This window comes from Nocardia sp. NPDC060255 (assembly GCF_042727395.1).
In the GTDB taxonomy this organism is placed as follows: domain Bacteria; phylum Actinomycetota; class Actinomycetes; order Mycobacteriales; family Mycobacteriaceae; genus Nocardia.
The window spans coordinates 1-14,837 of sequence record NZ_JBHXAU010000040.1 but is presented as its reverse complement, the minus strand read 5'-3'; the positions used below and the strand labels follow the sequence as shown (position 1 = coordinate 14,837).

General features: G+C 68.3%; 17 protein-coding genes. 11 read left to right on the top strand and 6 right to left on the bottom strand.

What is annotated here, in order from left to right; all coding sequences use genetic code 11:
• Positions 1–40: 40 nt before the first annotated feature.
• On the top strand, positions 41–655 hold the full coding sequence (locus tag ACFWF1_RS41565; RefSeq protein WP_379285692.1) for a serine/threonine-protein kinase: 615 nt from the start codon (positions 41–43) through the stop codon (positions 653–655).
• Positions 628–1,704, top strand: a complete 1,077-nt coding sequence (locus ACFWF1_RS41560; protein WP_379285693.1) for a hypothetical protein — start codon at positions 628–630, stop codon at positions 1,702–1,704. The genes ACFWF1_RS41565 and ACFWF1_RS41560 overlap by 28 nt, the downstream gene beginning before the upstream one ends.
• A gap of 30 nt (positions 1,705–1,734) precedes the next feature.
• Here the strand turns inward: ACFWF1_RS41560 and ACFWF1_RS41555 are convergent, their stop codons facing one another.
• Together ACFWF1_RS41555 and ACFWF1_RS41550 are read right to left on the bottom strand one after the other, a co-directional pair.
• Positions 1,735–2,568, bottom strand: a complete 834-nt coding sequence (locus tag ACFWF1_RS41555; RefSeq protein WP_379285695.1) for a GNAT family N-acetyltransferase — start codon at positions 2,566–2,568, stop codon at positions 1,735–1,737.
• Between the two features lie 118 nt (positions 2,569–2,686).
• Entirely contained in the window at positions 2,687–2,977 is a 291-nt protein-coding gene (locus ACFWF1_RS41550) for a hypothetical protein (RefSeq protein ID WP_379285696.1), read from the bottom strand.
• A 294-nt stretch (positions 2,978–3,271) separates the two neighbouring features.
• Here ACFWF1_RS41550 and ACFWF1_RS41545 point away from each other — a divergent pair, with 294 nt between their 5' ends.
• Positions 3,272–3,778, top strand: coding sequence for a hypothetical protein (locus tag ACFWF1_RS41545; RefSeq protein WP_379285698.1), 507 nt, complete (start codon positions 3,272–3,274; stop codon positions 3,776–3,778).
• A gap of 38 nt (positions 3,779–3,816) precedes the next feature.
• Here ACFWF1_RS41545 and ACFWF1_RS41540 read toward each other — a convergent pair whose 3' ends face one another.
• Positions 3,817–4,944: an acyl-CoA dehydrogenase family protein gene (locus tag ACFWF1_RS41540; RefSeq protein ID WP_379285699.1), complete on the bottom strand. Its 1,128-nt coding sequence runs from the start codon at positions 4,942–4,944 to the stop codon at positions 3,817–3,819.
• A gap of 9 nt (positions 4,945–4,953) precedes the next feature.
• A complete protein-coding gene (locus ACFWF1_RS41535; protein WP_379285701.1) occupies positions 4,954–6,126 on the bottom strand; it encodes an acyl-CoA dehydrogenase family protein in 1,173 nt (390 codons plus the stop codon).
• A gap of 207 nt (positions 6,127–6,333) precedes the next feature.
• On the opposite strand from ACFWF1_RS41535, the gene ACFWF1_RS41530 reads away from it, so the two are divergent.
• Positions 6,334–7,233: a hypothetical protein gene (locus ACFWF1_RS41530; RefSeq protein WP_379285702.1), complete on the top strand. Its 900-nt coding sequence runs from the start codon at positions 6,334–6,336 to the stop codon at positions 7,231–7,233.
• 42 nt (positions 7,234–7,275) lie between these two features.
• Here ACFWF1_RS41530 and ACFWF1_RS41525 read toward each other — a convergent pair whose 3' ends face one another.
• The gene (locus tag ACFWF1_RS41525) at positions 7,276–8,421 is read right to left on the bottom strand and encodes an epoxide hydrolase family protein (RefSeq protein WP_379285704.1); all 1,146 of its coding nucleotides are present in this window, start codon (positions 8,419–8,421) and stop codon (positions 7,276–7,278) included.
• 95 nt (positions 8,422–8,516) lie between these two features.
• Here ACFWF1_RS41525 and ACFWF1_RS41520 point away from each other — a divergent pair, with 95 nt between their 5' ends.
• A complete protein-coding gene (locus tag ACFWF1_RS41520) occupies positions 8,517–9,509 on the top strand; it encodes a helix-turn-helix transcriptional regulator (protein ID WP_379285706.1) in 993 nt (330 codons plus the stop codon).
• On the opposite strand, the gene ACFWF1_RS41515 is transcribed toward ACFWF1_RS41520, so the two are convergent.
• Positions 9,494–10,420, bottom strand: a complete 927-nt coding sequence (locus tag ACFWF1_RS41515; protein ID WP_379285708.1) for an SMP-30/gluconolactonase/LRE family protein — start codon at positions 10,418–10,420, stop codon at positions 9,494–9,496. The genes ACFWF1_RS41520 and ACFWF1_RS41515 overlap by 16 nt on opposite strands.
• A 169-nt stretch (positions 10,421–10,589) precedes the next feature.
• Between ACFWF1_RS41515 and ACFWF1_RS41510 the strand changes: the two genes are divergently transcribed.
• From ACFWF1_RS41510 to ACFWF1_RS41485, 6 genes are all read left to right on the top strand, one after another.
• The gene (locus ACFWF1_RS41510; RefSeq protein WP_379285709.1) at positions 10,590–11,306 is read left to right on the top strand and encodes an alpha/beta hydrolase; all 717 of its coding nucleotides are present in this window, start codon (positions 10,590–10,592) and stop codon (positions 11,304–11,306) included.
• A 38-nt stretch (positions 11,307–11,344) separates the two neighbouring features.
• Positions 11,345–11,785 (top strand): hypothetical protein, encoded by a 441-nt coding sequence (locus ACFWF1_RS41505; protein ID WP_379285711.1) that lies wholly within the window; start codon positions 11,345–11,347, stop codon positions 11,783–11,785.
• Positions 11,778–13,115, top strand: a complete 1,338-nt coding sequence (locus tag ACFWF1_RS41500; RefSeq protein WP_379285713.1) for a WXG100 family type VII secretion target — start codon at positions 11,778–11,780, stop codon at positions 13,113–13,115. Before ACFWF1_RS41505 ends, ACFWF1_RS41500 begins: the two co-directional genes overlap by 8 nt.
• Positions 13,112–13,879: an ESX secretion-associated protein EspG gene (locus tag ACFWF1_RS41495; RefSeq protein ID WP_379285714.1), complete on the top strand. Its 768-nt coding sequence runs from the start codon at positions 13,112–13,114 to the stop codon at positions 13,877–13,879. Before ACFWF1_RS41500 ends, ACFWF1_RS41495 begins: the two co-directional genes overlap by 4 nt.
• 24 nt (positions 13,880–13,903) lie before the next feature.
• Positions 13,904–14,428 (top strand): gamma carbonic anhydrase family protein, encoded by a 525-nt coding sequence (locus ACFWF1_RS41490; protein ID WP_379285715.1) that lies wholly within the window; start codon positions 13,904–13,906, stop codon positions 14,426–14,428.
• A gap of 128 nt (positions 14,429–14,556) precedes the next feature.
• The coding region (locus tag ACFWF1_RS41485; protein ID WP_379322276.1) for a helix-turn-helix domain-containing protein at positions 14,557–14,837 on the top strand (281 nt) is incomplete at its 3' end.

Below are 14,837 nucleotides of genomic sequence, written 5' to 3'. Positions count from 1 at the left end.
CCCGTCGCCCGACCACCACCCCTGATCGGATCGCTCCGCGATGCTAGAAGTATTCGCCGGGTACACCATCGAACGCCTGCTAGGTCGCGGCGGCATGGGATCGGTGTACCTGGCGCGACATCCACGCCTGCCCCGGTTGACGGCGCTGAAGCTGTTGAACCCGGAAGTGTTCCACGACAAGGAGATCCGTACCCGCTTCGAGCGGGAGGCCGACCTGGTCGCCCGGCTGGACCACCCGAACATCGTGACGGTGTTCGATCGCGGCGTCGAGGACGAGCGACTGTGGATCTCGATGCAGTACATCGACGGCACCGATGCCGCCGCCGTGGACGCTTGGTCGCTGCCGCCGCAGCGGGCGGTGCAGATTATCGGCGAGACGGCAAAGGCACTCGACTTCGCGCACAGCCGAGGCGTCCTGCATCGAGATGTGAAGCCCGCCAACATCTTGCTCGAAGGCACCGGAGGTGCCGGTGAGCGCGTGTTCCTCACTGACTTCGGCATCGCCCGATTCCGCGATGAAACCGGAAGGCTCACCCAGACCGGAACGTTCACCGCGACACTGGCGTACGCGTCTCCGGAGCAGCTGTCGGGTGCGCTGCTCGATCATCGCGCTCCGATCAATACTCGTTGGCCTGCACGCTGTTTCGGCTGCTGACCGGGACGGTGCCATTCGAGGCGACCAACCCGGTCGCGGTGATCCAAGGACACCTGCAGGTCCCGCCGCCGCCGGTCAGCCGGTTGCGGCCCGGCCTGCCGGTGGCGCTGGACGCGGTGCTGGCCAAGGCGCTGGCGAAGCGAGCCGACGAACGATTCGACTCGTGTGCCGAATTCGCCGGTGCCGCATGGCATGCGCTCACCGCGCCGCAGCAGTTCGCGCCCTTCCCGACGGCGGACCAACCGTCCACGGTGCCGCGTCAGCCGCCAACGGTGGCGCAGCAGTACGGGCAGCGCACCGAAAACCCCACTCCCGAGGTATCTCTCGCTGACGTCCGCGGGCCGAGCCGAGGCTCGCGGCCCAACGTCATGGTCGGCGGTTTGATCGGCGTGTTGCTGGTGCTCGGACTCATCGCCTCGATCATCGTATTTTCGCGCAGCGGAACAGGTTCCGCCGGACCGGCCACCACTGTTACGGCCCCGACCAGCACGGCAGCGACCACATCGCGCATCAGCAGCACACCGAGCACCAAGCCGTCGACCTCGCCGCGACCGACACCCGACCGAACTCAGGTGAGCGCGAACGCCGCGGCACTGAGCAACGAGTTCTCCGCCATGCTGCCGGAAGCCACTCCCCGGCAGACGGTTCAGGCCGGAACGGGCTATAACAAGGCGGGTTGCTTCGCCTACACCCCTGGTTCGGCGGCCGCGACCAACGAGGACGATCCCGCGCTCGGCGACTGGCTGGTGCTGTGGCGTTGCTTCGGCGGCCAGGACAACAAGGCCGCCTTCTCGTTCTATCTCTACAACTCTCCCGCCGACGCCCGATCCGCGCTCGACGGCCTCCCCGCCAGCGACCGGAGCACCGCAGACAACCACGGGCACGTCTACACCAACTACACCCTGCACGACAGCCAGGAGCGCCGCCCACGCATGGTCACGGAGTTCACCGCCGACCCGCAGCGCGCCAGCATGCTCATGTACAGCGCGGGCTTCATCGCCACCCAGTCCGAGCTCATGACCTGGTGGATCGCCGCCCCATTGAACTGAGTTGTCGCGGGCGGCGGAACACGAAGTCGGCTAACTGAATTCGTGGTGCACGAATTCGTGCGTCGGATGGAAGCCGATGGCCTGGTAGATCTTGCCCGCGGTGCGGTTGGCCGTGTCGGCGAAGAGGCAGACGTCCAAGCTCTCGGCACGCAGCACCTGCGCGATGTGGGCGGTGACGGCGCTGGCGTAGCCGTGGCCGCGCTGTTGGGGCGGGGTGTAGACGAGTCCGATGCGGGACCAGCCTTGTACCGGGGTCTGGTGGGCGGCAAAACTTACCGGTCGTCCGTCGCGCTCCCAGAACCAGAACATGCCTGCGGCGACCCGTTTGCCGATGGCCGCCTTGTCGAGTGCGACCGCGGGGATCCCGGCATCGTCGTGCATGGCCGCAGCCCATTCGAGGCACAGCGGCAGCTCGGATTCGGTTGCCCGGCGCGGTGTTCCGGGGACATCGGGGATGCGCAGTGCACCGAGGCGGTACAGCCGACTGCTGAAGGACGGCCGGAAGCTGACGCCGAATCGGTCGCTCCAGCGTTGCGCGAAAGCCGTCGCGTCGGCGACGACTCCTTCGACGCCGGTGCTTTCCGGAACTACCTCCGCCAGCGCGTCGGCCACCGCGCCCGCGCTGCCCTCGGGCAGCTCACCGAGATACACGTCCCAGCGTTGCGCTCGCATGGCGACGCCGATCACGGTGGCATCGTCGGCATAGACCGATAGGTACTGCGCGGCTCGGTCGGGGGTCTGGATGCCCGCGACCTGGTTCGCGATGCTCGTGGTGATCACGGTGTGCCGCAGCGGATCACGGAGCAGGAACGACTCGGTGCGCGAGCGGAACTCGGCCGCATCCGTGGTGATCTCGATCCTCATGATCTTCACGGTAGGCGGCGAACTCGTTGCGCGCCCGAATTTTTCGGTGACCAGCCACGATCACTCGGCGACCGACCGACCAGTTGCGGCCCGGTCGCGGTGTCAGTTGGGTTCGGCGTCAATCCGTTTCGTTGCCGCCGCTGCCACCTGTGCGGAGTTTGAGCAGGATCAACCCTGCGGTGCACGCGAGAATCAGTCCGGCGACGGTGATTTCGACGTGTAAGCCGGCGATGCCGAGGACAGCCCCGACGATGCCACCGACGAAGAAAAGCCAGGCGAATATCCGCGAAATGATCGTGGACAGCGAGCGCGCTGACTTGTTCGACACGAGATGCTGCGTGGTAGTCGACACCGCATCCTTGGCGGCTGCGGACGACTCCCGCTGCGACGCTGTCGAGTAAGCTCCCATCATCTACTCCTCGATGACGCCGATCAGAGAACCAATGCCGCGTTCATCACACAACGCTTCTCTCATCTGGGTACAGGCGTCTCACGCGTAACTTTGCTCACACGCTACGACCATGGCCCGCCGTATGACAGCGACACGTGCCCACGACACGCCGAAGAGATCAATTCGATATCTGAATTAAGAGTGTTTAAAACGATACACTTCGACGCACCGTTGGCGACCGTTTCGTCTGGCCGCGTGGACCGCGCTCGAGTAAGGTGATGCCGACTCGAACCGCAGCAGGAGTGATCACCGATGGAGAGCACCAGGACCAAGATCGCAGGTCCGGCGATCGCCGCAGGGGCGATCTCCGTCGGGCTCGTCCTCATCGGCGCCTGCGGAATCGGCAAGCAGGACACCTACGTCGCGCCCCCGCCGTTGCAGTCGGACCCGAACGTCGCGCCCGTCGCGCACGAGGGACCCAGCGGGACGATGCCGAAGGTGGCGATTCCGCCGTCGCCGACCTGGCAGATCGCGCCCTACCAGGCACCGCACGCGACGCCGTTCACCGGCTTCAGCACCACGACACCGGGCGAAACGCCGCCACCGGAAGAGGCACCGGGCGCGTTGCCGAACGGACACCCGCCGCACGAGCGTCCCTCCGAGGACGCCCGGCCCACGACCGAGTCGCCGACCACCACCGAAGCTCCCACGACGCGGCCGACCACCACCCGGCCGACAACGCGGCCGCGACCGACCACAACGACTCCGGACGAGCCGACAACGCATCCGTACGGCGGCCAGTCGACCAACGACGAGTGACCCACGGTGGTGCGCGGATCGCGCACCACCGCAAGGGTTTACAGCTCGGGCAGCCCGTACTCGCCGACCTTCGCGCTGAGCACCCGCAGGTGGTCGAGCCCGCCGCCGAACGTGCGCTCGATCGCGGTGAGCCTGGCCACGTAGTGGCTGACCGGGTACTCCGCGGTGACGCCGATGCCGCCGTGCATCTGGATGGCTTCCTGGCCGATGTGCCGCGCCGAGCGGCCGACCTGGAGCCGCGCCCGCGACGCGACCTGGGGATCGATCGCGTCGTCGGCGACCGCAGCGGTGGCGTACAGGCTCATGCTGCGCGCCAGTTCCAGCGAGACGTACATGTCGGCGGCCCGGTGCGTGAGCGCCTGGAACTTCGACAGCGTGACCCCGAACTGCTTGCGCTGCTTCAGGTAATCGGTGGTCAACCGCAGCGCCTCCTCCATCGCACCGACGGATTCCGCGCACAGGCTCGCCTGCGCCTGCACCAGCGCGGTCTGAATCGCTTCGGCCGCATCGACGCCGCCGCTGAGCAATTCTGCGGTGGCCTGCTCGAATTCGAGCTGCGCGCCGCGCTGTCCGTCCACCGTGCGGTAGGACTTCCGGGTCACCCCGGCGGCGTCGGCCGCGACCAGGAACAGCCCGGTGCCGCCGCCGGGCAGCTGCGCGCTGACCACCAGTTCGTCGGCGCAGTCGCCGTGCACGACCGGGTTCTTGATGCCGGTCAGCGCGTACGAATCACCCTGCGGCACAGCCGTAGTGGCGAGTTCGGTGGACGGCCAGCGCACACCGGGCTCACCGTGCGCGAAGGCGAGCAGCTTGCTGCCCGCCGCCACCTCGGGCAGTACCCGCTGCCGCTGTTCGGCGCTGCCCGCGAGGGCGATCAGCGCGCCCGGCAGCAGCACCGCGTCCAGGATCGGCTCCGGCGCCAGCCTGCGCCCGACCTCCCGCAGCACGACCATCGTCTCCACCGGTCCGGCGCCGACGCCGCCGTCCTCCTCGGTGAAAGTCAGTCCGAGCACACCGAGTTCGGCGAGCTGTTGCCACACCTCGCGACTCCAGCCGAGTTCGGTGTCGGTGACCTTCAGCCTGGTCTCGGGGTCGTAGTTGCGCGCGAGCAGGTCACGTACCGTGTCCCGCAGCATTTCCTGTTCATCGGTGAGATCGAAATCCATGGCGGCGCCTCACAATCCGAGGATCGTGGAGGCGATGATGGTGCGCTGCACCTCGCTGGAGCCTCCGTAGATGGTTGTCTTGCGGTAGTTCAGGTAGCTGGGGCCGCTGCGCTGCGCCCAACCGGGCGAGGCGATCTCGCCGGCACCGACCGGCAGCATGTCCGGGCCCGCGATGTCGACCAGCAGCTCGGTGGCGGCCTGCTGCAGCTCCGAGCCGCGCAGCTTCAGCACCGAGGACGCCGGATTCGGCTTGCCGTCCGAGGAATTCGAGACCACGCGCAGCTGGGTGAGTTCCAGCGCGAGCAGCTCATTCTCCAGTTCGGCGACCCGCGCCGCGAACAGCGGATCGGACAGCAGCGTGCCGTCGCCCGACTTCGTCTGCGCCGCATACTCTTTCGCGATGCCGAGCTTCACCTTGGTGCGGCCGACGCCGGTGATGCCGGTGCGCTCGTTGCCGAGCAGGAACTTGGCGTAGGTCCAGCCCATGTTCTCCTCGCCGACCAGCTGATCGGCCGGGACGCGGACGTTCTCGAAGAACACCTCGTTCACCTCGTAGCCGCCGTCGATCAGCTTGATCGGGCGGATGGTGACGCCGGGCGATTTCACGTCGAACAGCAGGAACGAGATGCCCGCCTGCTTCTTCGCCGCGCTCGGGTCGGTGCGCACCAGGCAGAAGATCCAGTCCGCGTACTGGGCCAGCGTGGTCCAGATCTTCTGGCCGTTGACGATGTAGGAGTCGCCGTCGCGCACCGCGGTGGTGCGCAGCGAGGCCAGGTCCGAGCCCGCGTCGGGCTCGGAAAAGCCTTGGCACCACCAGATGTCGAGCGCGGCGGTGGGCGGCAGGAAGCGCTGCTTGAGCTCCTGCGAGCCGAAGTGCGCGATCACCGGGCCGACCATCTGCGCGTTGAACGTCAGCGGATCGGGCACCGAGGCGAGCTGCATCTCGTCCTGCCAGATGTGGCGCTGCATCGGGGTCCAGTCCTTGCCACCCCACTCGACCGGCCAGTTCGGCACCGCGAGTCCGTTGTCGTTCAGCGCCTTGTGCGAGCGGACGATGTCGTCGCGGGACAGCTCCTGGCCGTACTTGAAGCGCTCACGGATCTCGGCGGGGATCTCGGTCCGGTAGATGTTTCGCAGTTCGTCGCGGAACGCGACTTCGTCTGGGGACAGGCTTATTTTCATACGCAGCTCCGTCTGTGTCTCGTAACGTCCGAGTCCAACCTACCCTCGAGTAATCCTCCACTGTCGAGTGGATCACACCGGAAGGACACGCTCGCGGGCGTCAACACTGGGTGAACAGCGGCGCTACCCGGGCGGTATTCCGGGCGAACTGGTACGTTGCTGCACGTGGGTTGGGGACCCCGAGACTTTGCGTATCGAGGAGTTCGAGTGAACGGCAGGACCATCGCACGCGCCGCATCGGCCGTGACAGCTCTCGGCATCGGCGCGGCGCTGACCATCGGTGGTACGGCTACCGCCGATCCGGAACCGTCGCCGCTGGACACCGGGCTGGCCCACCTCACCGAGACCGCAGGTCCCGACCCGACCGTGCAGGCGGGTGTCGGCGCGCTGACCGAGTACACCAAGCTCGCCGATGTGGCCGGACTGCGCCACGTCACCAGCGCCTTCACCCCGTTCGCCTACGCCGCACCCACTTTCGGCTGCGGCAGCATCGGACCGGTCACCACCATCATCGCCGCCGCGACCACCGACGGGGTCGGCCCCAGCCAGGACCTCAATGTCGCGCCGGGCACCCTGCGATTCAGCGCGACGCCCGGGCACCCCGGCACGCCGCTGGCCTCGGGCCTCGTGGTGGCCTGGGTGAACATCAACAACGGCGCCAGCGGGATCGACCCGCTCGACGACCTCACCGAATACGGCCTGCCGTCGCTGTCCAAGACGGTGAACAGCGGGCCCGGCACGGTGATCGCCTCGATGTGGGGCATCATCGACTACCCGTTCGCGCACTGCTTGATGACGCCGACCGTCGGCACCTTCATGGTGCCGGATCAGCCGGTGATCCAGCCGAAGCCGTCGAACACCAACGCCCCGGGACTGATCACACCGGGCCCCAACGGGACCGAGACCGGCCCGGCGGCCGCGCCGCCCGCCGAGCAGAAGCCCGCGCCGGCGCCCGCCGCGCCGGCACCCGCTCCCGCGCCTGCTCCCCCGGCACCCGAGGCTGCTCCGGCGCCCGCCCCAGCACCGCCCGCGGCGCCGACGCCGACCGCCCCCAGCGCGCCTGCCGGTGCGGCGGTGCACGGCGAGTTCAGTAAGCCCGCCAACTGATACGACGGCACCGCCACGGATGGCGGTGCCGCACAGTCCGATTCAGCTGACCTTCGCGAAGAAGGCGCGGATATCGGCGACGTGCATTCGTGGCAGTTCCATCGGGACGAAGTGATTGCCGGTGTTGCCCTCCGGCCAGTGCGCGATGTCGTTGTCGCGCTGGGCAAGTCGCAGCATCAGCGCCGAACCGCCGCCGTAAACGCCCGTCGGCACCAGCTTTTGACCCTTTGGCCAGGCAAAACCGTTGTCGCCGAGACCGTTGTACATCGGCCAGGATGAGCTGGCTGCCGTATTGGTGAACCAGTACAGGCTGATGTTCGTCAGCAGGTGGTCGCGGTCGATGACGTCCTCGGCCTGGTCTGCGAGTGGCGCGAATTCGTTGAACTTGTGCATCAGCCAACCGAGCAGCCCGACCGGTGAGTCGGTCCAGGCGTGCGCGAAGGTCTGCGGCGCGGCGTGCAACAGGACGTGGTGGTTCAGGCCGGTCATCCACTTCTGCATCAGCTCCCATTCGGCGCGCTCGTCCGTGGTCATGGTCGGCACGTCGGCCGCGGTCGGCATGCCGATGCCGCCGTCGAGGTGCACGCCGATCACCCGATCCGGCGCCGCGATCGCCAGCTCGGGCGCGACGTACGCGCCGAGATCGCCGCCCTGGGCACCGAATCGCTGATAACCGAGCCGAGTCATCAGCTCGAGCCACATCGCGGCCACCCGGCCCGGCGTCATCCCCACTTCGTGCGGTCCCTCCGAAAACGCGAAGCCGGGCACCGACGGCACCACGACGTGGAAGGCCTGCGCAGGATCGAAACCGTGCTTGCGCGGATTGCTCAGCAGGTCAATGGTTTTGCTGAATTCGACGAAGGTGTTCGGCCAGCCGTGGGTCAGGATCAGCGGCACCGCGTCCGGCTCAGGTGAGCGCACATGCACGAAATGCACGTCGAGGCCGTCGATTTCGGTGCTGAACTGCGGAAACTCGTTCAGCGCCGCTTCCTGTGCGCGCCAGTCGAATTCGGTCCGCCAGTAATCGGCGAGCTCCCGCAGGTAGGCGACCGGTACGCCGCGGTCCCGACCCGAACCGGGCAGCTGCGCCGACCAGCGGGTGCGGCGCAACCGGTCGTTCAGGTCGTCCAGGTCGGCCTGCGCGATGTCGATGCGGAACGGGCGAATTGCGGTGCGGTTGTCGGCCATTGTTGCTGCTCCTCGGGTCGGTCTGGCGATCTGGGCACCACATTAAGAGTGATCTAGGACTATCAATGTCCTAGTTTTCTGAGATCCTCGACTTCATGAACGACACACCCGCCCGGCTGCTGCGCCTGCTGTCACTGCTGCAGATCCCGCGCGAATGGCCGGGCAGCGAACTGGCCGAACGGCTCGGCGTCACCGACCGCACGGTGCGCCGCGATATCGACAGGCTGCGCGAGCTCGGCTATCCGGTGGACGCGACGATGGGCGCGGCGGGCGGCTATCGGCTGGTGGCGGGGTCCGCGCTGCCGCCGCTGCTGGTCGAGGACGACGAGGCGGTCGCCATCGCGGTGGGTCTGCGGGCCGCGGCGGGTTATGCGGTCGCGGGCATCGAGGAGGCGTCGGTGCGCGCGCTCACCAAGCTGGAGCAGGTGCTGCCGGCGAAGCTGCGCCGCCGGGTGCGCGTGCTCGGCACCGCGCTGGCGCTGCCCGCCGACACCGGTCCGCTGGTGGACCCCGAGGTGCTTACGGCGCTGGCCGCTGCCGTAACCAACAGGGAGCGTGTGCGTTTCACGTATCGCGACGGTGGTGACACGGAATCGCGGCGGCATGCCGAGCCGGTCGGACTCGTTCCGTCCCGACATCGCTGGTACCTCGTCGGCTTCGACGTCGATCGAAACGACTGGCGCATCTACCGGGTCGATCGCGTCGAGCGACCGCAGGCGACCGCCGCCCGGTTCACCGCGCACGAACTACCGGCCGCCGATCCCGCCGCCTATGTGGCCGGACACCGAACCAACTGGGGCACGCCGACTTTCCGTCTCTCGGTCACCCTTCATGCACCCGCCAGACGGATCACCGGTCGACTGGGCGATGCACCCGGCGACGTCATCACGATCGATGAAAACACCTGTCGCCTGGACACCCTCCGCGACGACTCCCCGGAATGGTTGGCGCACCGATTGATTGCCCTCGGCGTCGATTTCGAGGTGCACGAGCCGCCGGAGCTGATCCGGCAGCTGCGCACGGTGTGCACGCGCATCGACCGCGCTGTCGGCGGCCCGCTTCGAGCTGACGCTCAGCGCGGCAACTGAATTCGCAGGACCGCACCGCTCTCGGTACCCGCGATCAGTTGATCGGGCTGCCCCGGCGTGGCGACGACCGAGGTCAACGGCTCACCGCTCAGCACCGCACAGGCAGCGCCGGTGACCGGATCGACGCGGACGAGCTGGCCGAAAATTGTGGTCACATAAAGGATTCCGGACGAGTCGACGAGGAGATCATCGGTGAAGTCCGGAATACCGGGCACCGGCGAAGCGATGTCCGCGACAACGGAGGTGGCGCCGGGAGCATCGATCGGGACGCGCAGAACCCGGCCGAGCGGGCCGCCATTGGACGTCACATAGAGCACACGGTCGCGCACGACGACACCGTTCGCACTTCCCTTGGGGGCCTGGTCGGTCCACGCGGTGTCGACGGTGCCGTCCGGGCGCACCCGGATCACGCCGGACAACGACGCACCGAGGTAGAGGTAACCGTCCGCGTCGAACGCGGCGCCGTTGGGCATGGTTCGCACGCCGGAGACGAAGACCTCGGGCTTCGGGTCGGCCGCCGTCGGGTCGAAACGGACCACGCCGCCGGGACTGACCAGGCTGGTCGGCGTGTCCCCGTAGACGACATAGAGCAAGCCATCCGGACCACTGCGCACGGCACCGGGGAAGTCGACCGGAACGGTCGCGGTCAGCGCGCCGGAACGGTCATAGCGCTGCACCACATTGCGGTACACCCGCGAGACCCACAGGTTGCCCGCGACGTCGTAGCCGACGTTCTCCGACCAGTCGAGCATCGGCACTCCGGCGGGTACCGCGGTCGCGGCGAGCGCGGGTGCGCACGCGACGACCGGCTGCGCGGCGATCGGGTCCGCGGCGGCGACCGGCGCGGTGCACGCCAAGGCGATCAGGGCGGCGGGCCACAGCAAGGAGCCTGGGCGACGGAGTCTTCTCAACGGGCACCTCGGTCTCTGCAAGCAGGTAGGGCAATCGGCTGGGAGTCTAGCCACCTGAACAGAAGGAGTGCGTTCTCACACCGGGCCTGGCCGGGGCGAAGACGCGCGGCGGCCGACTGGACGCATCGTGAAGTCCCATGAGCGACAAAATCTTTGGCAAGATCAGGGGATGCCATTTTTCGACGGCGAGCGCGGCCGGATGCATTATCGGCGGTGGCCGATCGAAAACAGCGTTGCGACAGTGCTGCTGCTGCCCGGAATAGGTCAGCACAGCGGCCACTACCACCGGTTCGCCAGGACGCTGAAGACCGCAGGCATCGAAACGTGGGCGCTCGACACCTCGGGGCAGGGACTCAGCGAGGGCGATCACGGCAATCCCGGCACGCTGATGGAGTTGGTGGCGGACGCGGTGCGGCTGTTCGACCTCGTGCGCGCCACGGTGCCGGCATCGCCGTTGGTCCTGATGGGTCATTCGCTGGGCGCGGTCACCGTGCTCGCCCTGTTCGGCGCCGCGGCACCGGAAGCGGGCGCGGATACCACCGCGGTGGAGCGCGCCTACCCGCTGCGGCCCGCTATTCCGGCCGACGCGGTGACCGGCCTGGTGCTGTCCGGCGTCTCGAAGCGGGCGCTTGGTGGGGGCACGCCCGGCGCGCTGGGAACACCACTGCCGCGCAACCTTCCGATCCTCGCGGTGCACGGCGTCGAGGATCGGCGAGCGCCGATTGATGCGGTCAGGGTATGGACTCAGCGCCACGAATCGGTAGATTTACGCGAGTACGCCGATGCCGGGCATGATCTGCTGCACGAGCCGGTGCACGCGCGGGTCGCTGCCGACATCGCGGACTGGATGCAGGGTGTCGTCGTGGGGTTGGCACGGCGCCCGTGAGCTGAGCCTCGCTCAGAGATGAGGAAGGGGGACGTCAGGTGCCATCTAACGAGAACGCCAATGGGGTCGGAAGCCCGGATCTGTCGGAATTCACGGCGCCCGGTGTCAGTGCCGCGGGGCTACACACCGCGGTCAACGACGGCGAGCTGTGGATCGACCGCGTGCTCGTCGCGAGCGGGGTGCACGAACGATGCGCGCGCCGCTACGAGCAACTGGCCAATCAGATCGAGGATCAGATCCGGTCGCTCAACGCCGCGGCCGCGCTGCCCGGGTTCGGCGGGTTCGCCTCCGGCGACGCGTTGCGCGCCGGCTTCGAGACGAAGGCGCACGGCGCGCTCACCCGACTGTGGGAATACGCCGAAGCCGCCAGGGAACTCGCGCTCACCTTCCGGGCCGCCGGCGCGGCCTACCATCGCGCCGACCACGTGCTCGCCTCGGCGGTCGGCCGGATCGACGCGGACGGAGCAGCCCATGCGTAAGCTGCCGCACACGCCCGAGCGGACGCTCAACAGGCGCAACGACCCGCCGTACGCGCCGACCGTCGAGGTCTTCGACAACCTGACCCATCAGGAGATCCACGAGAAGGTGCAGCTGATGAAGCCCGCCGTGCTCACCGGCGGGCAGCAGGCCTGGGGTACCGCGGCGGCCGGGCTGGCCGACGCGGTCGCGCAGGCGCACATCGAGATTCGCGCGGCCATCGCCGACGGCTGGCGCGGCAGCGCGGCCCAATGCGCCGCCGAGGCCGTGCGGGGCTTCGAGCAGACCGGGCAGGACCTCGCCGACGTGCTGGCCGTCGTCTCGCAGCGGCTCGGTCAGGCGGGCGATGCGGCCGAGGCCCTGCGGGCCGCGGTGTCCGCGCCGTCCGGGAAGACGCCCGATCTGGGTGCCGCGCTGCTGGATCCGACGCAGGCCACCAGCAACGTCGCCGATCAGAAGACGACCGAGCACACGCGTCAGGACATCGTGCGCTCGATGAACGATATCTACACCGGCGTGTTCATCCCGACCGGCAATGACGTGCCCGCGTTCCTGGACGAGCAGTTCGGTGACGCGCCGACCGCGCCGAGCGGTGCGCCGGTCAGCAAGGCGACCGGGTCTGGTGTCGACGCGGGAACCCCTGTCGCGCAACAGGTTCCGCTGAACACCTCGTCCATCGCGACACAGCCCGCCGAGGTACCGGCTGCGGACGCACCGGTCGAGCAGCAGGTCGCGGCCGAGCAGCAGCAAGACGAAACCACACCCGCGACGACGGTCGCCGCCGCCGGCGCAGCCACCGACGCGGGCGCGGGTAGTCCGGCCGCACCTGCCACACCCCGGGTCACGGCGGCCGCAACGGATACGCCACTGTCCTTGGCACCGGCCGCGACCAGGCTGCACACCGTGCCCGCTGCCACTGCGGCCGCGACACCGAGCACCACCGCCGCGTCAGCTCATCCGATCGTTGTTCCGACCACACCGGGCACCGCGAGCGCGACCGCCGACGAGCAGCGCAAGCGCGACGATCGACGCAGTGGCAGCAGCAACAGCGGCAGCAGTGACGCGGTCAGCGGCCTCGGCGCGGGTGCGATGGGCGGCCTGATGGGTGGGGCGATGGTCGCGGGCGACGCACCGCGCCAAGGATCCAGCGTCGCCGCGAACGCCGCCAACGCCGGTGCCCGCGCCGCGCGCTTCGACGAGGAGGACGAGGACGACTTCCACTTCGACGACCTCCCGACCTACCTCGAACCGTCCGACGACAACGGCGAGCTGATCGGCGCCATCGATCCGACCACGCCGCCGGTGCTCGGCGAGTGGACCGAGCTGGAGTGAATTGGACGCTGACGCCGGACCAGTTCGCGCTGGCCTGGGCGCGCACCGACGGCGACCGGATTCCGTATCCGCTGGCCGTCCGATTGTCCGCGCGCGACACCACAGAGCGGGACACCCAACTACCGGCCTTGCAGAGTTGGTGCGATCGGGTGCTCGATGCCGACCTCGAAGCGGCGCTGCGCGTGCTCGGCGCGCCAGAACTGCGGATCGAGGTGTTCGGCGAGCGCGATGGTGCGCCGGGCGCGGACGCGGTCCGGCCGGTGCGGGTGCTCGGCGCCGCGGCGGGCAATGTCGCGGTGGTGGCCGCGCAGCGACCCGGCGCGACCGCGGACCGTGGCGGTGACATCCGGCTGTTCGTCGGCAGTGTGAAAAGCCTGACCGCCCGGGTTGTTTCGATGCTGCCGGAGCGGACGCCGGGCACCACGCCGCGATTGACCGCGCCGCTGGCCCGGGTCGGCGAGGACAGCCGCGACCTGGTCACCGTGCCGGTCGCGGGGCCGACCGTGCCCAGCCGCATCCGCCGAATGCTGCGGCAGCCGCGCGACGGCATCGGTCAGATCGTGGTGTCCGCCCGGCGCGGCGCGGGTGAACTGCGTCCGTTCGGGGTGCTCTGCTGGATCGATGTGGTCGACGACGGCCGCTACTCGGTGCGCACCGGCACCGACGTCGACATCGTTCCGGTGACCGCGCACGGGTTCATCGCACAGCTGCGCCCGATGGTCACCGCGGCGGAGCGGGCCAGCGCCTACGCCGACCGCTGGTGACCGCATCGGCGTTACGGTGTCCGAATGCCCCTCTACGAATTCGAAGGCAAACGGCCGCAGGTCGATCCGACCGCGTTCATCGCTCCGACCGCCACCCTGATCGGTGACGTGCGGGTCGAGGCGGGCGCCTCGATCTGGTACGGCGCGGTGCTGCGTGCGGACCTGGCGCCGATCATCATTCGTGAACGCGCCAACATTCAGGACAACGCCGTGCTGCACGTGCCGCCGGACGTGCCGATGGAGATCGGCCCCGGCGCGACGATCGCACACAGCGTGGTGTTCCACGGCGCGTCCGTTGGTGCGGAAGCCATTGTGGGCAACGGAACTACCGTGCTCGATATGGCGAAAATCGGTGCGGGCACAATGATTGCCGCACACTCGCTGGTCCAGCCGGGCACCGAAATCCCTGATGGTGTGCTCGCCGCGGGCTCCCCCGCCGTGGTGAAGCGTCCCATCGAAGGCACCCCCGCCGAGTCGTGGATCAAGCTCAACCCCGGCTTCTACGCCGAACTCGCGCAACGCCACCGCACGGGGATCACCGAGGTCTAGACGCACGCTTTCCGATTTGGTGCACCTGGAATCGCATGCGATTTCCGGTCTCAACTGACAGCACATCCCTGACACTCCAGTGACAGGACATCCCGGACACTGACCGGTCGGTCGATGAGTGTTCATCGATGGGCCAGAAGGTAGTCACGATGGAGCAGAGGCTTGCTGCTGTGTTCGCCGATGTTGCTGCTGGTCGGGCGACGGTGGTTCAGGTGTGTGCGGAGTTGGGGATCAGCCGCGACAGGTTTTATGTATATCGGCGCCGGTTCGCGCAGGAGGGTTTGACTGGTCTGATGCCGCGTTCGCGGGCACCCAAGACCAGCCCGACCCGCACCGATGAGTTGATGAGTGGGTTGATCGTGGCGGCCCGTAAAGAACTCGAACGTGAGGGATGGGACAACGGAGCCCT